The following is a 23,007-nucleotide window of genomic DNA, read 5'->3' on the forward strand; positions in this document are numbered from 1 at the left end:
GATGACGGGATCGGTGGTGAAGCTCGGGACGGGCACCGCTTCAGCCCATGTGGACACATTCGCCGCGCGCGGGCTGCCGCCGGCGGAGCTGCAGCCGGCCTTCCTCTTCGACCGGCCGGAGCTCGCCTATCCGGAGCGGCTGAATTGCGTCACCGAGTTCGTCGACCGCCACGTCGCCGAGGGCCGCGGCGGCCGCACCGCCATTCTCGCCCCGGACGGCACGAACTGGACCTATGCGGGCCTCGCCGCCGAGATCAACCGCATCGCCAACGTCCTCACCGGCGCCCTCGGCCTGGTGCCGGGCAACCGGGTGCTGCTGCGGGCGCCGAACAACCCGACCATGGTCGCGGCCTATCTGGCGGTCATCAAGGCCGGCGGCATCGTCGTCGCCACCATGCCGCTCTTGCGCGCCCGCGAGCTCGGCCAGATCGTCGACAAGGCGGAGATCGCACTCGCCCTCTGCGACGACCGCCTGACCGACGAACTCACCAAGACCGCAGCCGGTTCGCGTTTCCTGAAGCGGGTGGTGACCTTCTCAGAGTTGAAGACGCTCGCCGCGGACGCCTCTGCGGATTTCGCCCCCGTCGACACCGCCCGCGACGACGTCTGCCTCTTCGGCTTCACCTCGGGGACGACGGGCGAGCCGAAATGCACCATGCATTTCCACCGCGACCTGCTCGCCATCTGCGACGCCTATGCCTTGAACGTCCTGAAGCCCGGGCCGGACGACCGCTTCATCGGCTCGCCGCCGCTCGCCTTCACCTTCGGCCTCGGCGGCCTCGTGCTCTTCCCCTTCCGCGTCGGCGCCTCCACCGTGCTGGTGGAGAAGGCTTCGCCCGGCGACCTCTTGCCGGCCATCGCCACCTTCAAGCCGACCATCTGCTTCACCGCGCCCACCGCCTACCGAGCGATGATCCCCCTGCTCGGCGACCACGACTGGCGGTCCCTCCGGAAATGCGTCTCGGCCGGCGAGGCCCTGCCGAAAGCGACCTTCGACGCCTGGCAGGCGGCGACGGGGCTGAAGCTCATGGACGGCATCGGCGCCACCGAAATGCTGCACATCTTCATCTCGGCCCCCGAGGAGGCGATCCGCCCCGGCGCCACCGGCAGGCCCGTGCCAGGCTATGAGGCCAAGGTGATCGGCGCCGACGGCGAGGACCTGCCCCCCGGCACGCCGGGCCGGCTCGCCGTGCGTGGCCCCACCGGCTGCCGCTACCTCGCCGACGAGCGCCAGCGCAAATATGTGGTGGGCGGCTGGAACGTCACCGGCGACACCTATGTGCAGGATGAGGACGGCTATTTCTGGTACCAGGCGCGCAACGACGACATGATCGTCTCCGCCGGCTACAACATCGCCGGCCCGGAGGTGGAGGCGGCCCTCCTCGCCCATCCCGCCGTCGCCGAGGCCGGCGTCGTCGGCCAGCCCGATCCCGAGCGCGGCATGATCGTCAAGGCCTATGTGGTGCCGAAGCCCGAGGTGACGGTGACGCCGGCCCTCGTCGTCGAGCTCCAGGCCTTCGTGAAGGACGAGATCGCGCCCTACAAATATCCCCGCGACATCGCCTTCGTGCCGCAACTGCCGCGCACCGAGACCGGCAAGCTGCAGCGCTTCGCGCTGCGCGAACGCGCCGCCCGCGAGGCCGGCGCCGGCCATTCCCCGGACACTGCCAAGGCCGCCGAATAGAGGCCGCCGGAGACCCGATCATGTCCCATCCCGTGAAGCCCGTGATCCCGCTCGACCTGCCGGACGAGGATTCCGTGCCGGTGACGCTCAACCCCAAGGGCTGGCCAGTGCCGCGCGGCTATGCCAACGGAATGGCCGCCAAGGGGCGGCTCATCGTCACCGGCGGCGTCGTCGGCTGGGACGTCATGGGCAATTTCCCCGAGGGCTTCATCGCCCAGGCCCGCCAGTGCTTCGAGAACATCCGGGCGATCCTGGCCGAGGGCGGCGCCCTGCCGCACCACATCGTCCGGCTCACCTGGTATGTGACCGACGTGGGGGAATATCAGGCGAACCTGCGCCCGCTCGGCCGGGCCTATCGCGAGGTCTTCGGCCAGCACTATCCGGCCATGGCCGTGGTGCAGGTCGTGCGGCTGGTGGAGACGGCGGCGAAGATCGAGATCGAGGCGACGGCGGTCGTGGCGGAGTAGGGTCAGGGTGGGGGATTCCTATCAACGCCTGCCGTCTGCCCGGCCATGACGCGGAGAGGGGTGCCGATCGACACGCCCGGCCTCGGTGATCCCAGAAGCCCCTCACCCTTCCCTCTCCCCGCAAGCGGGGAGAGGGGGCAACGACGCAGCGTTTCGATGGACTACGGTAGCGCCTTGCACGGCGATCGAGGATGGTCGCGACGCCGAAGTCCCCTCTCCCCGCTTGCGGGGAGAGGGAAGGGTGAGGGGCTTGGATCTTGGAAGAGCAGGCAGGGCAATCGCCCCCACCCCTCAATCGTGAATGCGGATCACCGCCTCGATCTCCACCGTGATCCCCATCGGCAGCGAGCCCATGCCCACCGCCGAGCGGGCATGGCGGCCGCGATCGCCGAGCACCGCCACCATCAGGTCGGAGAAGCCGTTGATGACGCGGGGATGGTCGCCGAAATCCGGCGTGCCGTTGACCATGCCGAGAACCTTCAGGAACTCGACCTTGGACAGGTCGCCGCCGGCCGCCGCCTTGGCGGAGGCGAGGATCTGCAGGCCGACGAGTTTGGCATGCTCGTAGGCGGTCTCGACGGTGACGTCGGCGCCGACCTTGCCGGTATGCAGCGAGCCGTCCGCCTTCCGCGGACCCTGTCCGGCGAGATAAGCGATGTTCCCGTCGCGCTTGAACGGCACGTAATTGCCGGCCGGCGTCGGCGTCGGAGGCAGGGTCAGGCCCAGTTGGGCGAGCTTCTCTTCGGGGCTCATGTCCGTCTCCTCACCTGAGCTTGCCGCGGGCGGCGACGGGCAGGATACCGACGATCTCGTCGCCGCGCACCATCACCACCTCGTCGACCATGTTGACCACCACGCAGACGTGGTTCGGTACGACGCGCACGATGTCGCCGACCTTCGGCCGCTCGTTGCATTTCGACAGGTCGAGGAAGCCGTGCTCCTCGGCGAAGCGGGCGATACGCGCTTCGGGGTGTTCGAGGATGAGCCCGTAGCCGTCGAGCCCGCCGCCGGGATCGGCGGTCAGCGTCTTCGATCCCGCGTCGAGGATGCCGCGGTCGGCGCCGGCGCGGCTCACCACGGTGGAATAGACGGTGAGCGCGCAGTCGTCGAGGGTGGCGACGCCGGCCTCCACCTGCATGCGGTCGTTGTAGATGTAGGTGCCGGGCCGGTGCTCGGTCGCGCCCTTCAGCTTGCCGATGTTCTTCATGTTGGGCGAGCCGCCGGTGGAGATGATCTCCGCCTCGAGGCCCTCGAGCCCGATGCCGGCGAGCGCCGTGTCGAGGAACTTCTGCGCCTCCGGCCAGCCGTCCTCGGTCGGGTACATCATGAAGCCCTTGAAGGCGAGGCCCGGCGAGGCGGCGATCAGCTTGGCGAGCTCGATGGCCTCGCCCGGCGTCTCGACGCCGGCGCGCTTGCGTCCCGTATCGCATTCGATGACGACGCCGAGAGGCCGTCCCGCGAGGGCTGCGGCCTTCGGCAGGTCGCCGATGACGGTGGCGTTGTCGGCGGCGACCGTGACGGTGGTCGATTCGAGGAGCCGGCCCAGCCGGTTCATCTTCTCCTCGCCGAGGAGATTGTAGCTGATGAGGATGTCGTCGAGCCCGGCGGCGGCCATCACCTCGGCTTCGCCGATCTTCTGGCAGGTGATGCCCTTGGCGCCGGCGGCGACCTGCAGCTTCGCCAGCTCCGGGCTCTTGTGGGTCTTGATATGGGGCCGGTTGGCGAGGCCTGCGGCATCGCACTGGGCCTGGACGCGGGCGATGTTGGCCTCCACCCGGTCCATGTCGATGACGACGGCGGGGGTGCCGTATTCGCGGGCGATGGTTTCGGCGAGCGGGGTGGCCATGGGCATGTCCGATCAAACGTGCAGGTAGCGGTCCTTCAGGTCGGGACTGGCGAGGAAATCGCCGCTGGTCCCTTCCCAGACGATCCGGCCCTTCTCGAGGATCAGGTGCCGGTCCGCCAGTTTGACCAGAGCATCGACGTTCTTGTCGATGACCAGGATCGATTGGCCGTCCTGCTTGAGGCGGGACAGGCAGCCCCAGATCTCCGCCCGGATGACCGGCGCGAGCCCTTCCGTCGCCTCGTCGAGCACGAGCAGCTTCGGATTGGTCATCAGTGCCCGACCGATGGCGAGCATCTGCTGCTCGCCGCCCGAGAGCTGGTTGCCCATGTTGCGGCGGCGTTCCTTCAGCCGCGGGAAGAATTCATAGACCCGCTCCAGGGTCCAGGCCTGCTCGCGCTTCGCCCTGTTGGCCGCGGTGGCGACGAGATTTTCCTCGACGTCGAGATTGGGGAAGATCTGCCGGCCCTCCGGCACGAGGCCGAGCCCGGACTGGGCGATCTTGAAGGGCGGCGAGCCGGCGAGCGCCACCCCGTCCACCGCGATGGCGCCGGCGGCGGGTTTCAACAGGCCGAAGATCGACTTGATCGTGGTGGTCTTGCCCATGCCGTTGCGGCCGAGCAGGGTCACCACCTCGCCGTTCGCCACCTGGAGAGAGACGCCGAACAGCACCTGCACGTCGCCGTAGCCGGCCTCGAGGTTGGAGACGCTCAGCATGGGTGGTTCCGGTTCTGTGTCCTCACGCCCCGCCCTCCATCCGCGCCGCCGTGGCGCGGGCGACGGAGGCCTTGGTCTTGGCCAGCAGCCCCATCAAGAGTTCGCGCTCCGTCGGGTCGACGTCGGCGAGGAGCTCGCGCACCCAGGCACCGTGCTCGCGCGCCATGCGGGCGAAGTCCTGATGGCCTTTCTCGGTCATGACGATGCGCTGGGCGCGCCCGTCCAGCGCGTCGCGCCGCTTCTCCACATAGCCCTGCTCGGCGATGCGCGCGACGAGACCGGTGACGTTGCCGTTGGTCACCATCATCCGGCGGGAGATGTCGCCGAGCGTCATGCCCTCCGGCGACTTGTCGAGCTGGGCCAGCAGGTCGAAGCGCGGCAGGGTGATCTGGAAGCGCTCGGCGAGGCGGCGGCGGATCTCCCGCTCGATCATGGTCGTGCAGGTCAGGAGCCGCAGCCAGAGGCGCAGCTCCGGCCGGGTGTCGCCCGACTGGTGGGCGAGGCGCGTCTCGGCGTCGATGGCGAGGTCGGGCCTGCTCATGCGAACTCCTCCTCGCCGAGATAGGCCTCGCGCACGGCGGGTTCGGCGCGCACCTGTTCGGGGCTGCCGGAGGCGATGACGCGGCCGTAGACGAGGACGGAGATGCGGTCGGCGAGGCGGAACACCGCGTGCATGTCGTGCTCGACCAGCACCATGGGATAGCGCCCTTTGAGCGCCATCAGCAGGTCGACCATGCGCTCGGTCTCCTCCCGGCCCATGCCGGCCATGGGCTCGTCGAGCAGGAGGAGCTTCGGCTCGGACACCAGCGCCATCGCGATTTCGAGCTGGCGCTTCTCGCCGTGACTGAGGCTGGCGGCGAGCGTCCCGGCACGCGGCGCGAGGCCCACCTGCGCCAGCGCCGCCATGGCGGTGTCGTTGAGCCGCCGTTCGGCGCCCGCGGAGCGGAAGAAGCGGAACGAGGAGCCGTCATGGGCCTGCGCCGCCGTCGCGACGTTCTCCAGCACGGAAAAGCCCGGCAGCACCTGGGTGATCTGGAACGAGCGGGTGAGGCCGCGCAGCGCGCGGGCGTGGACGGGCAGGGCGGTGACGTCCTCGCCGGCGAAGGTGACGGTTCCGGCATCCAGCGCCACCTCGCCGGTGATCTCGGAGATCAGCGTCGTCTTGCCGGCACCGTTCGGGCCGATGATGGCATGCAGTTCGCCCGGCGCGATCTCCAGCGTCACGCCGTCCGTCACCTTCAGCGCGCCGTAGCTCTTGTGCAGGTTCGAGAGTGCGAGAATGGGCGCGGTCATTTGCCACCTCCCCGCTCCAGCAGCTTGACGACGCCGCCGCGCGCGAAGATGGCGACGAGGATGACCATCGGCCCGAAGATCACCTTCCAGTGCTGGGTCAGCGCCGCCAGCCATTCCTCCACCAGCGTCACGCCGATGCCGCCGATGATCGGGCCGATCAGCGTGCCCATGCCGCCGAGCACCACCATGGCGATGAACTCGCCCGAGCGTTGCCAGGTCATGTAGGCCGGGGCGACGAACATCCCGAGATTGGCGAAGAGCGCGCCCGACAGCGCGCAGACCGCGCCGGCGATGACATAGGCGGCGAGCCGGTAGCGGAACGGGTCGAAGCCGAGCGCCCGCATGCGCCGCTCGTTCTCCTTCGCGCCCCGCAGCACCCGGCCGAAGCGCGAGCCGACGATGGCCTTCAGCAGGAGGAAGCAGAGCACCAGCGTTCCCAGCACCACGAAGTAGAAGGCGGTGTCGTTGGCGAGGATGCGGGTGCCGAAGACCTCGGAGCGGTGGAACATGCGAAGGCCGTCGTCGCCGCCATAGGCCGAGAGGCTCGTCGCGGTGAAATAGGCCATCTGCCCGAAGGCGAGCGTGATCATGATGAAATAGACGCCGCGGGTCTTCAGCGAGATGGCGCCGGTGACGAGGGCGAAGAGCGCGCCCGCCAGGATCGCCACCGGGAAGGCGATGGAGGCGTCGACGATGTCGTGGGAGAACAGGATCGCCACCGCATAGGCGCCGATGCCGAGGAAGGCGGCGTGGCCGAAGGAGACGAGCGCGCCGTAGCCGAGGATGAGGTCGAGCGACAGCGCGCCGATGGCCATGATCATGGCGCGGCTGACGAGCCCCAGGATGAAGCGCTCGGACCAGACGAAGGGCACCAGCGCCAGCAGCGCGAAGACCACGACCGGCAGCCAGATGCGGCGCCAGAGCGGCGGTGTCGCGGGCAGGGCGGCGGGGGCGGGGGTTTCGGCCATGGCTCAGCCTTTGGCCGGGAAGAGGCCGGTCGGCCGGAAGAACAGCACGGCGGCCATGAGGATGTAGATGGACATGGAGGCAATCGCCGGGCCGATGGTGCGCGCGTCCGAGGGCGAGAGGCCCGACAGGCGCAGCAGGTCGACCGAGAAGGAGCGCAGCAGCGTGTCGACGAGGCCGACCAGCAGCGCGCCGACGAAGGCGCCGCGGATGGAGCCGATGCCGCCGATGACGATGACGACGAAGGCGAGGATGAGCAGGTTGTCGCCCATGCCCGGCTCCACCGAGAAGACCGGGGCGGCCATGCAGCCGGCGAAGCCCGCCAGCATGGCGCCGAAGCCGAAGACGATCATGAACAGGCGGCGGATGTCGACGCCGAGCGCCGAGACCATCGGCGCGTTGGTGGCGCCGGCGCGGATCAGCATGCCGACCCGCGTCTTGGCGACGACGAGGTAGAGCCCCAGCGCCACGGCGAGGCCCGAGCCGATGATGGCGAGGCGCCAGACCGGATAGAGCACGCCGTCGGCGATGCGGATCGTGCCCGACAGCGAGGGCGGGATCGGCACCTGCAGCGGCGCGGCGCCCCAGACGATCTTCACGCCCTCGTTGAGGAACAGGATGAGGCCGAAGGTCGCCAGCACCTGTTCGAGGTGGTCGCGGTCGTAGAGGTGGCGCATCACCGCCACCTCGAGAACCAGGCCGCAGGCGAGCGCCGTGATCAGCGCGAGGGCGATGCCGATGAAGAAGCTGCCGGTCCAGGCGACGAACATGGCGGCGAGATAGGCTCCCAGCATGTACTGGACGCCATGGGCGAGGTTGATGAAGTCCATCACGCCGAAGACCAGGGTGAGGCCGGCGGCGATGAGGAACAGCAGCACGCCGAGCTGCAGCCCGTTCAGCGTCTGGATGATGAGGAGCGTGGAGGACATCGCAGGCCGATCGGAAACCCTCTCCCCTCGTGGGAGAGGGTGGCGCCGAAGGCGCCGGGTGAGGGGCGGGCAACAGGATCCCGGCCGCGGACGCGGGGGCGATGGGTGTCGGTGAGGACCAGTCGGCCCCTCACCCGGCAGCTGACGCTGCCACCCTCTCCCACGAGGGGAGAGGGTGATCGCGTGTCACCTCACCAGCGCATCTGGCACTGGGCGGCGTAGACGTCCGTGTAGTTCTCGAAGATGCGGTCCACGATCTCCGTCTGGAACTTGCCGTCCGGGCGCTTGGCGGCGCGCACCGTGTAGAAGTCCTGGATGGGATAGTGGTTGTTGGCGAAGCGGAAGCGGCCGCGCAGCGAGGTGAAGTCGGCCTTGCGCAGGGCGGTGCGGACTGCGGCGCGGTCCGACAGGTTGCCGCCGGTGGCGACCACCGCGCTGTTGATCAGCATGGCGGCGTCATAGGCCTGCATGGCGTAGGAGCCGGGCACCGAGCCGAAGGCCGCTTCGTAATCCGCGACGAACTTCTTGTTCTGCGGATTGTCCATGTTGGGCGCCCAGGTCATGCCGGCGAGCATGCCGATGGCGGCGTCCTGCTGGGCCGGCAGCGTCGACTCGTCGACGGTGAAGGCGGAGAGGAAGGGCACCCGCTGGGTGAGGCCGGCCTGCCCGTACTGGCGGACGAGGTTCACGCCCATGCCGCCGGGCATGAAGGTGAAGAGGCCGTCGGCGCCCGAGGAGCCGATGCGGGCGAGCTCGGAGGAGAAGTCGAGCGTGTTCAGCGGGACATAGACCTCGTCGACGATCTCGCCGCGGAAATGGCGCTTGAACCCGGCCATGGCGTCGCGGCCGGCCTGATAGTTGGGGGTCAGCAGGAACACCTTCTTCATGTTCTGCCGCTGGGCATAGGCGCCGAGCACCTCGTGCACCTGGTCGTTCTGGTAGGAGGTGACGAAGAAGTTCTCGTGGCAGCCGCGGCCGGCATAGCTCGACGGGCCGGCATTGGCGCTGATCAGGAAGGTGCGCTGCGAATTGACCACCGGCGCGTGGATCGCCTGCAGGATGTTGGAGAAGATCGGGCCGACGACGAAGTCGACGCGGTCACGGTCGATGAGGGCCTGGACGCGCTGCACGGCGACGTCCGGCTTCAGCTCGTCGTCGACGACGATGACCTGGACCTCGCGTCCGCCCATGCGGCCGCCGAGCTGGCGGACGGCGAGCTGGAGGCCGTCGCGCGCCTGCTGACCGAGGACGGCAGCAGGGCCGGATAGCGTCTGGATCACGCCGATGCGGATCGGCTCCTGGGCCTGGGCGGGACCGGCGAGCATCGCTGCCCCCAGCGCCAGAGAGAGAAGGATGCGCTTCATCGAAAACCTCCCACCCCGAGCCTTGCTCGGGTCGAAGACCGCTCCCGGGCTTGTCCGTGGTCGCGGCCAATGCGAAGGCATTATCGCCGTGGAATTTTCGCGAACAACCCCACCCGCCAAAAATATTTTAAGTGTAAAATAATTCGGCAGGAGACCCGAATGTTGCTCACCGATCATGCAGACGGCAAGCCGCGGTGCTGGTGGCCCGGCTATGATCCGCTCTACGTCGCCTATCACGACACCGACTGGGGCGTGCCGGAGCGCGACGACCGCGCCCTGTTCGAGAAGCTCATCCTCGACGGCTTCCAGGCGGGGCTCTCCTGGATCACCATCCTGCGCAAGCGCGAGCATTTCCGGAAGGTCTTCGACGGCTTCCGGCCGGACGTCGTCTCAGGCTACGGGCCGGAGAAGGTGGCGGCGCTGCTGGAGGACCCCGGCATCATCCGCAACCGCGCCAAGATCGTCGGCACGGTGAAGGCCGCCGGCATCTACTGCGACATGATGGGCCGTGGCGAGGGCTTTTCCGACTATCTCTGGAAGTTCGTCGACGGGCGGCCGCTGCAGCCGGATTTCCGCGACCGCAGCCAGGTGCCGACCGAGACCGAGGTGGCACAGAAACTGTCGAAGGACCTGAAGGCGAGAGGCTTCTCCTTCGTCGGCCCCACCATCGTCTACGCCTTCATGCAGGCGGTCGGCATGACCAACGACCACATGGTCGGCTGCTTCCGCCACGAGGAGATGAAGGCGCTGGGGTGAGGTGGGGCGACCTGCAGGGACGAAGTGCGTCCTTCGAGGCTCGCCGCCGGACGATGCCGACGCATCGCCGGCAGCTCACACCTCAGGATGAGGAAGGGGGAGAACTGCACCGCGGATGAGGTGGAGTGCGCCCGTCACACCGCCTTCGGTCCGGATGTCGGTCACAAACGCCCTCATCCTGAGGTGCGAGCGGCAGCGAGCCTCGAAGGACGCACTGGGGTCGTGCAGGGCGTCCTGTGACAAAAGTCGCTCACGAACCACCACCGTCATGCCCGGGCTTGTCCCGGGATCCACGAATTCCCTTCCCGCTCCGGTGTTCAAGTCGTGGATGCCCGGGCCGAGCCCGGGCATGACGGAAGGGGCGGTGTCCTTCCATCCTGATGACGCGCAGCTCCCGCCCGCCTCATTCTCCCCGCGTGCAGATCCGCGCGATGTCGCCGACGCGGGCGCGCTCGGTCGTGCTCATCTGCCCCGACAGCGCCTGGCCCCAGAGGTTGTCGCGCTTCAGCCGGTCCGCCGTGCATTCGCAGGCCTCGCGGCAGAGATCGGCCTCCTGGCCGTTGCTGACGCAGGTGCGCATGCAGGCTTCCACGAAGGGCCGCGTCTGCGCGTCGCCGGCGGCCGGCCCACGATGCACTGACGCCGGGAAGAGCCAGATCCAGGCGGAGATGAGGGCGATGAACAGTGGTTGGTGGACGAGATAGATCGGCAGCGAATGCCGCCCCATGGTCGTGAGGAGCCGCCCCGCGCCGCCCTCGGCGCGAACCGCGGCGAGCCGCTCCTCACCGACGAACGACAGCAGCGCCCGTGCCGCGACGATCCCCGCCAGCACGCAGCCGAACCAGGGGAACAGCGGCACGAAATCGCCGGAGCGGATGGGGCGGTCGGAGAGGCCGAGCCAGAGAAGGAGATCGGCGTCGAGGACGGGATGGGCGACGAGGGCCGGCAGGGCGAAGGCGGTGATGGCGCCGCCCGCCACCGCCAGGCTCGGCAGCATCAGGAAGGGCAGGGCGAGCACGCTCGCTACCGCGATGTGGTGGAGAATGCCGAAGAACACATAGGCGTCGGGCATGAAGAGATAGGTGCCGACCGTCACCAGCGCCGCCGCGCCGGCCACCAGGGCGAGCCGCCGCAGGTAGGCGGCCCGGTCGAAGCCGTCGCGCGTCGCCAGCACCAGGCTCGCTCCCACCAGTGCCAGGAACGAGCCGGCGATGAGATGGGCGAACCAGCGCCAGCCCGCATGGGCGACGATGTCGGTGGCGATCAGACGGAAGAAGGAGAGGTCCCAGGCGAAATGATAGACGAACATCGCGACCAGCGCCGCGCCGCGGGCGATGTCGGCGAGCGCGATGCGCGGGCGGCGCGGGGTGTCGGCGGGGCGCGGCGGCAGGCTTGCCGTGTCGGCGGGGGTCATGCGGCATCCTCACGCGAGCTCCGCGCCGGCGCGCGAGCGGGGTGAACCCGGTTATCCGCTCCGCGTTCCCCCGTCCACCGGCACGTCGTTCCCGCTCGCGCCACGCTGCTGCCAAAACCCGGCTTGCCCGCGCCGGGCGAAGCGGGCAGGAAGGGCCCATGGCCACCCGCTCCCCGTCCCCCCGCCAGCGCCCGGCGCGCGCCTGGCAACGCATGCTCTCCGGCAGACGGCTCGACCTGCTCGACCCTTCGCCCCTCGACGTCGAGATCGAGGACATCGCCCACGGCCTCGCCCGCGTCGCCCGCTGGAACGGCCAGACCACGGGCCCTCACGTCTTCTCCGTGGCGCAGCACTGCCTGCTGGTGGAGGAGATCGCGGCGCGGATGCAGCCTGGCCTCGAGGCGCGCTGGCGGCTTGCCGTGCTGCTGCACGACGCGCCCGAATATGTCATCGGCGACATGATCTCGCCCTTCAAGGCGGTGATCGGCGGCGACTACAAGACGGTCGAGGCCCGGCTGATGGGCGCCATCCACATCCGCTTCGGCCTGCCGGCGGCGGCCCCGGCCGAGATCGCCACCCTCACCAAGAAGGCCGACCACGTCGCCGCCTTTCTCGAGGCGACCCAGCTCGCCGGCTTCGGCCACGACGAGGCCACCGGCATCTTCGGCGCCCCTACCGGCGTCTTCGGCGGCGAGCGGGGCGTGCCGCCCGTGCTGGTGCCGATGGATTCCGACAGCGCCAAGGCGGCCTATCTCGCCCGCTTCGCCGCACTCGCGGCCTGAGCGCCGGCCGGCATTGCCGGCCCGTGCGATCTGCCGCATCGTTCCGTCATCGATCCCGCGCTATCAGGCGGAAAGCCATGCGGGCACCAGGAGGACAGGGTCATGGAGGTTCACGTCTGTTCGCTGTCCAGGCTCGCCGCGACGGTCGAATCGACCGGCGCGCGCCATGTCGTCACGCTGATCAACCAGGGCACGGCCGTCGAGCGGCCGGCGACGGTCGCGGTGGACGACCACCTCTTCCTCGGCATGAACGACATCGTCGCGCCGATGGACGGCTACATCGTGCCCGCCGACGCCCATGTGGAGCGCCTGCTCGGCTTCGTCGACGGCTGGTGGAGCAGCCACAGCGCGCGGAGCCCGCTCGTCGTCCATTGCTGGGCCGGGATCAGCCGCTCCACCGCCGCCGCCTACATCACCGCCTGCGCGATCAATCCGGCCGAGGACGAAGAGGCGCTTGCCGGCGAACTCCGGCGGCTCAGCCCCAGCGCCACGCCCAACCTGCGCCTCGTCACCATCGCCGATCGCATGCTCGGCCGCGACGGCCGCATGGTCTCGGCCATCGAGCGCATCGGCCGCGGCCGCGACGCTTTCGAGGGCGAACCCTTCGCGCTCCGGCTCGGCCGCTGACCGCATTGCCGCGATTGCGACAACGCGATCGCAACATCCCGCGGTGACAATCGCCCCGTCGCGCGCCATCGCGCCGAAATGTTGAAGCCGCATCTGGCGGAATATCGGCGGCGCAATTCGCTGCCGCCACCACGTGATTCCGGCCATCAGGGGGGCCGCACAGCATGGGTTTCGCCTTCGGCATCCTCCTCGCGGTCGCGGTCGTTCTCGGCGTGCCCATCATGGCCATCGCCGCCTTCGTCCGCTCCGGCGACGCCAAGCGGCGGCTCGACGGCGTCGAGATGCGGCTGTCACAGGCGGAGACGGAGCTCGGGCTGCTGCGCGCGGCGCTCGCCGCCGGCGCGTCGGCGACACCGGCCTCTCCGCCGGCCGAAGTCGCTCCGTTCGTGGCCCCGCCGGAGCCCGCCATCCCGGCGGAGCCCGAGGTTACCGACACCGCACCGGCTCCTGAGCCTGCCTTCGTCCGCCGCTCGGTGCCGGCGGTCGCCAGCAAGGGACCGCTGGAAGCCATCGACCCGATGGAGGCCCCGCCCGCGCCGCCTCCGCCGCCCGCGCCCGCCGCGGCCGGCCTCGGCGGCTTCGAGGAGAGCATCGGCTCGCGCTGGGCGGTCTGGGTCGGCGCCATTGCGCTCGGCCTCGGCGGCATCTTCCTCGTCCGCTATTCCATCGAGCAGGGCCTCGTCGGCCCCGGCATGCGCATCGCCCTCGGCTTCCTCTTCTCGCTCGCCCTGCTGGCCGGCGGCGAGTGGCTGCGCCGCAACGACAAGGGCCTGCCGACCCTCCCCGTCGCCGACATCCCCTCGGCGCTGACGGGTGCCGGCGCGGTGGCCGCCTTCGCCACCATCTACGCCTCCCATGCGCTCTACGATTTCATCGGCCCGGCAACGACCTTCGTCGCCCTCGGCGCGGTCGGCCTCGGCACGCTCGTGCTCGCCGGTGTGCACGGCCCCCTGCTCGGCGCCATCGGCCTCGTCGCCGCCTTCGCCGCGCCGTTCCTCGTCGCCGCCGACGATCCCAACCCCTACGTCTTCCCTGTCTATGCGGCGGTCATCACCGCCGCCTGCTTCACCCTCGCCTGGATCCGGGACTGGCTGTGGCTGCGCCTCGCGGCGACCGGCGTCGCCGTCGGGCTCGGCGCCCTGACCCTCGTCGCGACCTCGGGCGGCGCCTATCCGAGCCTCGTCCAGGCGCTGGCCGGCATCGCCACCGCGGCGCTCTTCGTGGTGCCCGGCATCCGCTTCGCTGCCTATCGCGAGCGCGGCGCCGATGCCGGCGCCACCGCCATCCTCTGCGCCTTCGCCTTCCTCGCCATGCTCGCCGTTCTGGAGAGCCGGCAGGGCATGGCCGCCATCGCTCTGTTCCTGCTCCTCGCGCTCGCCGTTCTCGCCCTTGTCTGGCGCGCGCCGTCGGTTGCCCCGGCGGCGCCGGTCACCGGGCTCTTCGCCCTGCTCATCCTCCTCGGCTGGTCGGTCGGCGTCAGGCCCTCGACGCTGGTGGATCCGCTCGGCGTTCCGCCTGAATTCCCGGACGTGCTCACCCGCATCGTCTGGTCCGGCCTCGCCATGGCACTGCTCTTCGGCATCGTCCCGGCCGTCCTCGCCGTGGCGCGGCGCCAGCGCGAGGCCTGGGTGGTGCTGACGCTCGTCGCCACCTCCGTCCTCATGCCCCTCGCCGTGCTCGCCGTCGTCTACGGCAAGGTCGACGGCTTCGTGATCTCGCCCCGCTTCGCGGCGCTGGCCATGGTGCTGGCGGCAAGCTTCGGCGCGGCCACCGAGGCGGCCCACCGCCTCAGGTCCGGCCGCCGGCCGGGCCTCGCCTCCGCCTCGGCGCTCTATGCCATCGGCGCGCTGGCGGCGCTCGCCTTCGCCCTGACGCTGCTCCTGGACCGCGCCTGGCTCACCCTCGCCCTGGCGGCGATGATCGCCGGCATCGCCTGGGTCTACACCTTCCGGCCGCTGCCCCACCTGCGCTGGGTGGCGGCCCTGGCCGGCTGCGGCGTCCTGCTGCGCGTGATCTGGGACCCCGCCATCAACGGGGCGGACGTGGGCTCCACCGTGGTGTTCAACTGGCTGCTGCCCGGCTACGGACTGCCCGCCCTCAGCGCCGCCGCGGCCGCCTGGATGCTGCGCCGGCGGCGCGGCGAGGATGCGCCCGTCGGCATCCTCGAGGCGCTGGCGCTGGTCTTCACGGCGCTGCTGCTGATCGTCGAGGTGCGCCACGCCTTCGGCGCCCACGGGCTCCGCCTTTTCGCCGTCCCCATGCGCTTCCCCGAGGCGGCGACCCATACCGTCACCATGCTCGCCTTCGGGCTCGGCCTGTCGCGTCTCGCCGGCATGCGCAGCGGCGTCTTCTGGGACAATGCGGTCCTCGTCGTCCGCTACGCCTCCTGGGCCTGGATCGCCGTGGTCATGGGCTTCGCCTGCAACCCCTGGGTCACCGGCGCCGACGTCGGTGCCCATCCGGTGGTGAACTGGGCCCTGCTCGGCTACGGTTTCGGCGCCGTGCTGGCGCTCGGCGCGGCCATGCTGGAGCGGCGCGCCGGCCGGGCGATGGAGAGCCGCGTCATGGGTCTCGTTGGCCTCGCCATGCTGGTCAACTATCTCAACATCACCGTGGCCATGCTGGCGCGCGGCGAGGTGTCCTTCTGGGGCATCGGCGACGGCGAGCTCTACGCCTATTCCGCCGTCTGGCTGGCGGTGGGCATCGCGCTGCTCGGCGCCGGCGCCGCCTTCGGCAGCCGCACGTTGCGCCTGGCCTCGGCGGCCATGGTGGCGCTCGCCGTGCTCAAGGTCTTCCTCGTCGACATGGCCGGTCTCACCGGTCTGTGGCGCGCCCTGTCCTTCATCGGCCTCGGTCTCGTCCTGCTTGTCGTAGGCCGGGTCTACCAGCGCGTCCTCGGCATCGCACAGGCGCGCACGCCGGCTGCGCCACCGCCGGCAGTATGAACCGTCAGAGGGTGGCGAGGCCGGCCTTGCCGCCCTCGGTGCCGAAGGCGACGGCCTTGCCGTCGGCGCGCCAGGCGAGCGCCGTCACCGCGTCGCCGTCCGGCTCGCGCATCAGGATCTCGGCGCCGTCCTCGATGCGGCAGAGCAGGATCAGGCCGTCGGCGAAGCCGGCCGCGATGACCGGCGCCTGCGGATGGCCCGCCACCTGCGTCACCTTGATCCCCGCCTTGGCGGCGGGAGCGATCATGGTGGGGGTGGCGCCCATGGGGCCGTTCTTGCCCGAGAAGGGCCAGAGGATGGCCTCGCTCGCGCCCGACGTCGCCAGGAACTTGCCGCCCTGGGTCCAGGAGAAGGAGCGCACCTTGCCGGGATAGCCGGACATGCGCATGTGCTGGCCGTCCTCGAGCCGCCAGCCGTGGAGCTGCGCGTCCTGCATGGTGGTGACGACGAATCGCTGGTCGGCGCTGACGGTGACGCCGAGATGCGAGCCCTTCCACTCCAGCTTCACCGGGTCGCCCTTGACGTTGGGATACCAGAGCGTCGCGCCGTTGTAGTGGGCGATGGCCAGCCGCAGCCCCTTGGGGAAGAAGGCGAGGCCGCCCGCCGCCGAGGGCAGGGCGAGGCTCATGGGATCGCCCTTCGGCTGGGCGACGAAGGCCTTGCGCCCCGCGCTCCAGGCGATCGCCCCGTTCGGGCCGAGCGCCACCCGGTCGATCCAGGTTCCGCCGCTGTCGTGGATGCGGCGCAGGTCTCCCTTGCGGTCGAGCGCCAGCACCAGGCCGTCATCGCCGCCGGTCAGCAGCAGCGACCCGTCGCAGGCCGCGTCGAGAATCCCGCCCTCGTGCAGGGGTATCCTGCGGTCGCCGTCACCGGCCAGGATGATCTCGCCGGAGGCGAGGACGAGAACGGCCTCGGCGCCGAGAAAATGCGCGGAGAGCACGGTTTCCCGGGCCTCTATCGGGCGGATGCGGTCACGGATGGAGGGGCGCTGCGCGGCGGTCGTCATGTCCCCTGACTAGCCGAAGGTCCGTCGGAAGGCGAGGGGGAGAACAGGGGATGAGGGCCTCCGGCCCCTTTGACATCGCCGCCGGGCTGGTCCATGCCAGCGCCCGATTTTGCGAGGAGAAGCCCCTTGGCCAGCGGAACACCGACCCAGGTCGCCCCGACGCTCGGTTACGACGCCATCCAGGACCACGTGCGGGCCGTGCCGTTCCGCCCGCGCCTGTCGCGGCTGATCTTCCTCCGCCACGGCGAGACCGAGGGCAACCGCAAGGGCATCTACCAGTTTCCCGACACGCCGCTGAACCCGGCCGGCGAGGCCCAGGCCGCCGAAGCCGCCTCGATCCTGGCGCTCGCCTCGATCTGCCGCGTGGCGGCGAGCCCGATGATGCGCGCGTGGCGGACCGCCGCCGTCGTCACCGACGGCCGCGACATCGTGCCGGAGCCCGACGCCGCCTTGCAGGAGCGCATGTATATGGGCCTCTTCGGCACGCCGGTCGGCACGCTCGACTGGCGCGTCGATCCGCCGGCCTGCGAGAGCCTGGCGACCTTCGTCCACCGCACCGGCCACGCCCTGTCGCGCTGGATGTCGCTGGAGGACGATCCGGAGGGCGACCTGCTGATCGTCTCGCACGGCGGCGTGCTGCTGGTGCTCGCCGCTCTCACCGGGGTCGACCTGCACACCGAACTGCGCCGCAACGCGACGCCGATCCTGTTCTCGCGCACCACCGGCGGCTGGGAAGCGACCGCGGCGGGTTGATCAGCCGCCGAATTCGGCCTTCACCTTGGCGGTGTGCTCGCCGAGCGCCGGCACCGGGCCGAACTGCGGGATGGCCCCGTCGTGGAGGGCGCCCGGGGCGAGCATGCGCTTGCGGCCGGCGGGGGTCTCCACCTCCATATAGCGGTTCTGCGGGTGGACCTTGAGGTCGTCGAGCGAGGACACCCGGCCATAGGCGACCTTCGCCTTTTCCAGCATCTCCACCACCGCCTCGCGCGGATGGCGGGCGAAGGCGGCGAGGATGATGGCGTCGAGGTCGGCCCGGTTGGCGACCCGTTTCACATTGGCGTCGAAACGCGGATCGGTTGCCACGGAGGCGTCGGCGAGCACGTTCTCGCAGAGCGAGACCCATTCCCGCTCGTTCTGGATGGAAAAGAGGATGGCCTTGCCGTCGGCGCAAGGGTAGGCGCCATAGGGCGCGATGGTCGGGTGGTTGAGGCCCGAACGCGGCGGATAGATGCCGCCATAGGCGTACTGGAGATAGGGCACGTTCATCCAGTCGGCGAGCGCGTGGTAGAGCGACACGGCGATGTGCCGGCCCTCGCCGGTGATGGAGCGGCCGATCAACGCCTGAAGGATGGCCTGGTAGGCGGTCATGCCGGCAGCGATGTCGCAGACCGAGACGCCGACGCGCGCGCGCGAATCGCCTTCGCCGGTGATCTCCGAGAGGCCCGATTCCGCCTGGACCAGCAGGTCGTAGGCCTTCAGGTGCTGCCAGGGGCCCTCCTCGCCATAGCCGGAGATGGAGCAGGTGATGAGCCGGGGGTGGCGCCGGCGCAGCGTCTCCATGTCGAAACCGATGCGCTTCAGCGCGCCCGGCGCGAGGTTCTGGATGAAGACGTCGGCCTTCGCCACCATCGCCGCCAGCACCGCCTGGTCGCCGGCATCCTTCAGGTCGAGCACGACCGATTCCTTGCCCCGGTTGAGCCAGACGAAATAGGCGCTCTCGCCGTCCACCGCCCGGTCGTAACGGCGGGCGAAGTCGCCCTCGTCGCGCTCGATCTTGATGACGCGGGCGCCGGCATCGGCGAGCCGCGAGGCGGCGTAGGGCGCGGCCACCGCCTGTTCGACGGAGACGACGAGGAGGCCGGCGAGATCGGTCTGCGAGGACATGGGCAGGCTCACGCGAGAGACGGAAGCCCCTCCATAGAGACAGCCGGCCCGTCCGGTCCAGAGGCCCTGCCGGGGAGCAGGCTTGAGGTCAGGAGGCCAGCGCCCGGTCCACCGCCTCGCGCTCGGTCTCGATCACGGTGATGTAGGCGAGGAAGGCGCTGTCCGGCATGGTGCGGCCCTGCTCGATGTCCCGCAGGCGCGCGACATTGATCCGGTAGCGCTCGGCGAAGGCCGGCTGGCTGAGGTTCAGCGACTGCCGCAGCAGCCGGACGCGCCGGCCGGCGACGCCGCGGTCCAGTTCCTCCTCGGTGGAGGGTGGGTTGTCCGGATCGTCGAGCGCGTTCTGCTCGATCTCCTCCGGCGTCATGGCGTCGAGGCGGGCTGCCTCTTCCGGCGACAGCCGCGGCGGGTTTCGTGGATCAAGTGTGAACCTGGCCATATCGCCGCTCCTCTGCCTTGTTTGCTCGTCGCGCCGAAATCACCCAATGCACGTCGCCCCGGAGCGTGTAGACGACGGTCGTCAGCCGACCGTCCAATCGACCAACGGTTTTGCGACGAACCTCACCGTCTTCTGCCCGCGACACATCAAAGTCGACACGGTCGGGATCCGCAAAGACCGCTACGGCTCGATCGAATCGCAGCCGATGCTTGGCGACGTTTGCCGCCGCCTTGCCGTCATGCCAGTCGAACTCAAGCGACGACGCCATCACATATCATACGGAAATCCCGCATGATATGCAATCATGGAGTGTGGTTCGTTCGCCTTACCTCTGGCCGTCGCGCTTCGAAATCTGGTCCTGCGTCAGCCCCCCCATGCGCGGATGCGGCCGGCCGCCGGTCGTCATGGCAAGGGCGAAGAGGATCTCGTCGGGGCGGGGGCTGTCCTGCACCATCAGGGTCACGCCGTCGAAATGCGAGCGCACATAGGCGGCGTTGCGGTGGTGGATCGGCACGTCGAGGATGGCGCCGAGCGGTCCCACCTTGGTCATGGAGGGCACGATGGCCAGCGCCTCGCCGAGAAGTTCGCGCATGGCATAGCCACCCGGCACGTGCCACAGCGCGCCGTGCTCCAGTTCACCGGCAGCGCCGACCAGCGAGCCCTTGCCGTAGGCCTCGATGGCGGCGGTGTCGCCGCCGAGGGCCTCGAGCAGTTTGGTCGCGCATTCGAGGCCGAGGGGCTTGAGCGCCTCCATCGTCGGCTGGATGTCCTCGACATAGCGGCCGGCATAGGGGTTCTTCAGCACGGCGGCGATCCAGCCCTTGAGGATCGGCCTGTCGAGCTTCGGTCCGCCGTCGTGGCGGACCTCCTCGACGCCGACGACGATCTTCCGGACGTCGATGGTCATGGTTTCATCTCCCTGAGGCTGCGTGTGTGTCCGAGAATGCGCGCCTCGCCCTGGAGCATCAGCGCCGCATCGAAAATGAGCCCGCGCCGGCGGAACTGCTCGGCACGCGCGCGGCCGGCTTCGAGCGCCGCGATGATCTGCGGTGTGGCGAGCGGGCCGACGGCGGTGGTCGCCAGCAGGTCGCCGAGGTCGCTGTCCGGGTCGAGGTGGCGGGCCGGGCTGCGGCCGACCAGCGGGTCGTCGACATCCACCGCATTGGCGATCAGCGTCGCCGCCACGTCGGCCGAGGCGGCGTCGCGGGCGAGCACCGTCACCGAATCGGCGATGCCGAGCGAAAAGGACCGCCCCTGCGCGCCGGAGGTGGCGATGCCGCCGATCCCGTCCCGGTCCGTCAGGGTGATGCGTCCGTTGAGCGCGGGGATGGCGCCGCCGGAAAAGTCGGCGGCCACCGCCACCTCCATCGTCTCGCCCTCGGTCAGGTGGACGGCGATGTCGCCGCCGTCGTTGACGAAGGCGCGGTCGAGGGGTGCCGCCGTCACCATGATCTCCATCAGCTCGTCCGCCACGGCACCGGCCACCGCCGCCATCGGCGTGACGAAAAGCCCCGCATGGGGCCGGCAGGCCGCGACCATGCGCTTTGCCACCGGCGTCTCCACCTCCGGCCGCTCCGCCATGGGTTTGCGCAGCTCCACGAGCTCGCCGGCGAGTTCCGGAAGGATGCCGCCGAATCGGGCGATCACCGCCTCATAGGCGTCGCGCACCGCGCTCGACGCGCCCCAGGCGCGCAGCACCACGTCGATCGGTCCGTGCTGCAGATGCAACCTGTCGCCGTCGAGGCGCTGCACGGAGGGCGCGTCCCACATGGTCAGCCGATCCGCCCGAGCAGGGCGAGCAGCGTCTCCGCCTCCTCCGCCGACAGCGGTTCGAGCGTGCGAGCCGAAACCTCGGGACCGCGCGCCTTCATCGCCTCCACCGTCTCGCGGCCGGTGGCCGTGAGCTCGAGCAGCACGAGCCGGGCGTCGTTGGGGTCGACCGAGGGCGACACGAGGCCGCGCTTGGCGAGACGACCGGCGACGCCGAACATGGTGGCGGGATCGATGCCCACCATGCGCCCCAGCTGGTTCTGCGAGGTCGGCCCGAGGTCGTGCAGCTTGGCGAGCGCGGCATATTGCACCGGCGTGACGTCCAGCCCCTCCATCACCTGCTCGAAGATCGCGCTGGCGCGCTGGTGAGCGCGCCGGATCAGGAAGCCGATCTGCTCCTCGAGGACATAAGGCGTCCTCGCCGCCTCGCCGGCGCGCCGTGATCGCTTCGCCGTCATGGGCGCTTCTCCGGGAAGGGCCAGGGATTGCCCTCGACCCAGCCGTCGATGCGCGCCTGCGGGGCGACGTCGCGCAGGATGTCGTCGATGGAGACGACGTCCTCCATGTGGCCGCCCAGCCGCTCGTAGAGCGCCCGCGGCAGGGTGAACTCGATGGGCGCGACGATGGCCGGCGTCGGCACGTAGCCGAAGGCGTTCTTCGGCAGTTTGGTCACATCGGCCATGACGGTGATGCCGCCGCCGGGCCAGAGATAGACCGGCGCGCCGCCCATGGTGACCTTCGTCTCGCCGGAGGCGACCGAGCGCGTCAGCAGCACCGGGTTCTCGGTGACGCCCGCCCTGAGGCTCCCGCCCGCACCCGCCATGAACAGCACGGTGCAGAGCGAGGGCTCGCAATTCTCGCCGATGCGGTCGACCACCTTCATCACCGCCTCGGGGATCGGGGCGGGTTGGGGCACGAGGTTCTCGTCCAGCACGCAATAGAGGAAATGCTCTCCGGTGGTGGAGGTGAGGAGGAGGCGCAGGCCCGGCCAGGCGGTCTCCGGATCGATCTTCTGGATGATCGACAGGGGGTCTTCGATGTCCGTACCGCCCCAGCCGATACCGGGATTGGCCACCTGGAAGTAGCGGCCCGGCGTCGACTTGCGTCCCCGCACGCGGATGCCGGCCTGCCGCATGTCCAGCACCTTGCCCGCCTGGTGCTCGGTCAGCACGCCGGTGATGTGGTCGTCGACGACGATGACCTCGTCGACATGGCCGAGCCACTGCTTGGCGAAGATGCCGACGGTCGCCGAGCCGCAGCCCACCCGCATCCGCTGCTCGGGCTTGCCGTCGACGATCGGTGCCTGGTTCGCCGCCACCACCACCTCGTGGCCGCCGTCGATCACCATGGTCACCGGTTCGCCGGCGCAGAGCTTGAGCATGGTGTCGCAGGTGACGTTGCCCTCCTTCTTGGAGCCGCCGGTGAGGTGGCGCACGCCGCCGATGGAGAGCATCTGGCTGCCGTACTCGGCCGTCGTCACGTGGCCGACCTGCTCGCCGCCGACGCGGATGGGCGCGGCCTCCGGGCCGAGGTGCCGGTCGGTGTCGATCTTCACCTTGACGCCGCAATAGCTGAAGATGCCCTCGGTCACGACGGTCACCGTGTCGACGCCCTCGTGAACCGCCGAGACGATGAAGGGCGCCGGCTTGTAGTCGGGATAGGTGGTGCCGGCGCCGATGGCGGTGACGAAGGTGCGGGAGGGATCCAGCACCTGGCCGTCCCAGTCGTTCTTGCCGAACTCCACCAGCCTGCCGCCCTCCTCTACGGCCCTGGCCAGCAGCACGACCGGGTCGGTGCGTACGAGCTGGCCGTTCTCGTTGGCGTAGCGTGAGCAGGCGCCGGAGCGCCCCGGGCGGATGCGGCACAGGACCGGGCATGCGTCGCAGCGCAGGATGCCGTCGCCTTCCGCGGCGCCGAACTTCTTCGAGCGCGCCTCGAGCGAGAGATGGTCAGTGGCGGTCATGGCGACCTCCTTGAAATTGTGCGCTCTGCAACAGCCAAGTGCGTCCTTCGAGGCTCGCTGCGCTCGCACCTCAGGATGAGGGAGGCTTGAGACCTGTAGCAGCCGTCGCCCCAGGTGCGCGGCGCTCCGACTGGCAGCCTCTGTTGCCATGCACCCGA

The 23,007-nt window shown here is 69.9% G+C and carries 24 protein-coding genes; 7 read left to right on the plus strand and 17 right to left on the minus strand.

Features of this window, described 5'->3' with window-relative positions:
- Nucleotide 1 precedes the first annotated feature (1 nt).
- Both C6569_RS02065 and C6569_RS02070 read left to right on the plus strand, forming a co-directional pair.
- Nucleotides 2-1,684 carry an AMP-binding protein gene (locus tag C6569_RS02065; RefSeq protein ID WP_106747276.1) on the plus strand — a complete coding sequence of 561 codons (1,683 nt, stop codon included), beginning with the start codon at nucleotides 2-4 and terminating at the stop codon, nucleotides 1,682-1,684.
- Nucleotides 1,685-1,704: 20 nt separating this feature from the next.
- A complete protein-coding gene (locus tag C6569_RS02070; RefSeq protein ID WP_106747277.1) occupies nucleotides 1,705-2,151 on the plus strand; it encodes a RidA family protein in 447 nt (148 codons plus the stop codon).
- Between the two features lie 291 nt (nucleotides 2,152-2,442).
- Here C6569_RS02070 and C6569_RS02075 read toward each other — a convergent pair whose 3' ends face one another.
- The 8 genes from C6569_RS02075 to C6569_RS02110 form a co-directional block, all read right to left on the minus strand.
- Complete coding sequence (locus C6569_RS02075; RefSeq protein WP_106747278.1) at nucleotides 2,443-2,904, minus strand: RidA family protein; 462 nt, start codon at nucleotides 2,902-2,904, stop codon at nucleotides 2,443-2,445.
- A 10-nt stretch (nucleotides 2,905-2,914) separates the two neighbouring features.
- Nucleotides 2,915-3,997 (minus strand): alanine racemase, encoded by a 1,083-nt coding sequence (locus tag C6569_RS02080; RefSeq protein ID WP_106750855.1) that lies wholly within the window; start codon nucleotides 3,995-3,997, stop codon nucleotides 2,915-2,917.
- Between the two features lie 12 nt (nucleotides 3,998-4,009).
- The gene (locus C6569_RS02085) at nucleotides 4,010-4,711 is read right to left on the minus strand and encodes an ABC transporter ATP-binding protein (protein ID WP_106747279.1); all 702 of its coding nucleotides are present in this window, start codon (nucleotides 4,709-4,711) and stop codon (nucleotides 4,010-4,012) included.
- Nucleotides 4,712-4,733: 22 nt separating this feature from the next.
- Nucleotides 4,734-5,252, minus strand: a complete 519-nt coding sequence (locus C6569_RS02090) for a MarR family winged helix-turn-helix transcriptional regulator (RefSeq protein ID WP_106747280.1) — start codon at nucleotides 5,250-5,252, stop codon at nucleotides 4,734-4,736.
- Nucleotides 5,249-6,004 (minus strand): ABC transporter ATP-binding protein, encoded by a 756-nt coding sequence (locus C6569_RS02095; protein ID WP_106747281.1) that lies wholly within the window; start codon nucleotides 6,002-6,004, stop codon nucleotides 5,249-5,251. The genes C6569_RS02090 and C6569_RS02095 overlap by 4 nt, the downstream gene beginning before the upstream one ends.
- The gene (locus C6569_RS02100; protein WP_106747282.1) at nucleotides 6,001-6,972 is read right to left on the minus strand and encodes a branched-chain amino acid ABC transporter permease; all 972 of its coding nucleotides are present in this window, start codon (nucleotides 6,970-6,972) and stop codon (nucleotides 6,001-6,003) included. The genes C6569_RS02095 and C6569_RS02100 overlap by 4 nt, the downstream gene beginning before the upstream one ends.
- A 3-nt stretch (nucleotides 6,973-6,975) precedes the next feature.
- Nucleotides 6,976-7,899 (minus strand): branched-chain amino acid ABC transporter permease, encoded by a 924-nt coding sequence (locus C6569_RS02105; protein ID WP_106747283.1) that lies wholly within the window; start codon nucleotides 7,897-7,899, stop codon nucleotides 6,976-6,978.
- A 191-nt stretch (nucleotides 7,900-8,090) separates the two neighbouring features.
- Complete coding sequence (locus C6569_RS02110) at nucleotides 8,091-9,263, minus strand: ABC transporter substrate-binding protein (RefSeq protein WP_106747284.1); 1,173 nt, start codon at nucleotides 9,261-9,263, stop codon at nucleotides 8,091-8,093.
- Nucleotides 9,264-9,422: 159 nt separating this feature from the next.
- Here C6569_RS02110 and C6569_RS02115 point away from each other — a divergent pair, with 159 nt between their 5' ends.
- On the plus strand, nucleotides 9,423-10,019 hold the full coding sequence (locus C6569_RS02115) for a DNA-3-methyladenine glycosylase I (protein WP_106747285.1): 597 nt from the start codon (nucleotides 9,423-9,425) through the stop codon (nucleotides 10,017-10,019).
- A 403-nt stretch (nucleotides 10,020-10,422) separates the two neighbouring features.
- Here C6569_RS02115 and C6569_RS02125 read toward each other — a convergent pair whose 3' ends face one another.
- The gene (locus C6569_RS02125) at nucleotides 10,423-11,433 is read right to left on the minus strand and encodes an acetyltransferase domain-containing protein (RefSeq protein WP_106747287.1); all 1,011 of its coding nucleotides are present in this window, start codon (nucleotides 11,431-11,433) and stop codon (nucleotides 10,423-10,425) included.
- 158 nt (nucleotides 11,434-11,591) lie between these two features.
- Here C6569_RS02125 and C6569_RS02130 point away from each other — a divergent pair, with 158 nt between their 5' ends.
- The 3 genes from C6569_RS02130 (at nucleotide 11,592) to C6569_RS02140 (ending at nucleotide 15,787) form a co-directional block, all read left to right on the plus strand.
- Entirely contained in the window at nucleotides 11,592-12,215 is a 624-nt protein-coding gene (locus C6569_RS02130; RefSeq protein WP_106747288.1) for an HD domain-containing protein, read from the plus strand.
- A 102-nt stretch (nucleotides 12,216-12,317) separates the two neighbouring features.
- Nucleotides 12,318-12,842 carry a tyrosine phosphatase family protein gene (locus C6569_RS02135; RefSeq protein ID WP_106747289.1) on the plus strand — a complete coding sequence of 175 codons (525 nt, stop codon included), beginning with the start codon at nucleotides 12,318-12,320 and terminating at the stop codon, nucleotides 12,840-12,842.
- Between the two features lie 164 nt (nucleotides 12,843-13,006).
- Complete coding sequence (locus C6569_RS02140) at nucleotides 13,007-15,787, plus strand: DUF2339 domain-containing protein (protein ID WP_106747290.1); 2,781 nt, start codon at nucleotides 13,007-13,009, stop codon at nucleotides 15,785-15,787.
- 4 nt (nucleotides 15,788-15,791) lie between these two features.
- Here the strand turns inward: C6569_RS02140 and C6569_RS02145 are convergent, their stop codons facing one another.
- Nucleotides 15,792-16,793 (minus strand): WD40 repeat domain-containing protein, encoded by a 1,002-nt coding sequence (locus C6569_RS02145; protein ID WP_106747291.1) that lies wholly within the window; start codon nucleotides 16,791-16,793, stop codon nucleotides 15,792-15,794.
- Nucleotides 16,794-16,919: 126 nt separating this feature from the next.
- Between C6569_RS02145 and C6569_RS02150 the strand changes: the two genes are divergently transcribed.
- Entirely contained in the window at nucleotides 16,920-17,546 is a 627-nt protein-coding gene (locus C6569_RS02150; RefSeq protein ID WP_181313879.1) for a histidine phosphatase family protein, read from the plus strand.
- Here C6569_RS02150 and C6569_RS02155 read toward each other — a convergent pair whose 3' ends face one another.
- The 7 genes from C6569_RS02155 to C6569_RS02185 all read right to left on the minus strand — a co-directional run bounded on the left by C6569_RS02155 (nucleotide 17,547) and on the right by C6569_RS02185 (nucleotide 22,849).
- Nucleotides 17,547-18,677, minus strand: a complete 1,131-nt coding sequence (locus C6569_RS02155; protein ID WP_106747293.1) for a CaiB/BaiF CoA transferase family protein — start codon at nucleotides 18,675-18,677, stop codon at nucleotides 17,547-17,549. It lies immediately after the preceding gene.
- An 88-nt stretch (nucleotides 18,678-18,765) separates the two neighbouring features.
- A complete protein-coding gene (locus C6569_RS02160) occupies nucleotides 18,766-19,116 on the minus strand; it encodes a helix-turn-helix domain-containing protein (RefSeq protein WP_106747294.1) in 351 nt (116 codons plus the stop codon).
- Complete coding sequence (locus C6569_RS02165; protein ID WP_106747295.1) at nucleotides 19,097-19,384, minus strand: BrnT family toxin; 288 nt, start codon at nucleotides 19,382-19,384, stop codon at nucleotides 19,097-19,099. The genes C6569_RS02160 and C6569_RS02165 overlap by 20 nt, the downstream gene beginning before the upstream one ends.
- A gap of 57 nt (nucleotides 19,385-19,441) precedes the next feature.
- Nucleotides 19,442-20,023: an amino acid synthesis family protein gene (locus tag C6569_RS02170; RefSeq protein WP_106747296.1), complete on the minus strand. Its 582-nt coding sequence runs from the start codon at nucleotides 20,021-20,023 to the stop codon at nucleotides 19,442-19,444.
- Nucleotides 20,020-20,886, minus strand: coding sequence for a UPF0280 family protein (locus tag C6569_RS02175; RefSeq protein ID WP_106747297.1), 867 nt, complete (start codon nucleotides 20,884-20,886; stop codon nucleotides 20,020-20,022). The genes C6569_RS02170 and C6569_RS02175 overlap by 4 nt, the downstream gene beginning before the upstream one ends.
- Before the next feature lie 2 nt (nucleotides 20,887-20,888).
- A complete protein-coding gene (locus tag C6569_RS02180; protein WP_106747298.1) occupies nucleotides 20,889-21,344 on the minus strand; it encodes a MarR family winged helix-turn-helix transcriptional regulator in 456 nt (151 codons plus the stop codon).
- A complete protein-coding gene (locus C6569_RS02185; RefSeq protein WP_106747299.1) occupies nucleotides 21,341-22,849 on the minus strand; it encodes a 6-hydroxynicotinate reductase in 1,509 nt (502 codons plus the stop codon). Before C6569_RS02185 ends, C6569_RS02180 begins: the two co-directional genes overlap by 4 nt.
- Between the last annotated feature and the right edge of the window lie 158 nt (nucleotides 22,850-23,007).

Source organism: Phreatobacter cathodiphilus (genome assembly GCF_003008515.1).
Taxonomy (GTDB): domain Bacteria; phylum Pseudomonadota; class Alphaproteobacteria; order Rhizobiales; family Phreatobacteraceae; genus Phreatobacter; species Phreatobacter cathodiphilus.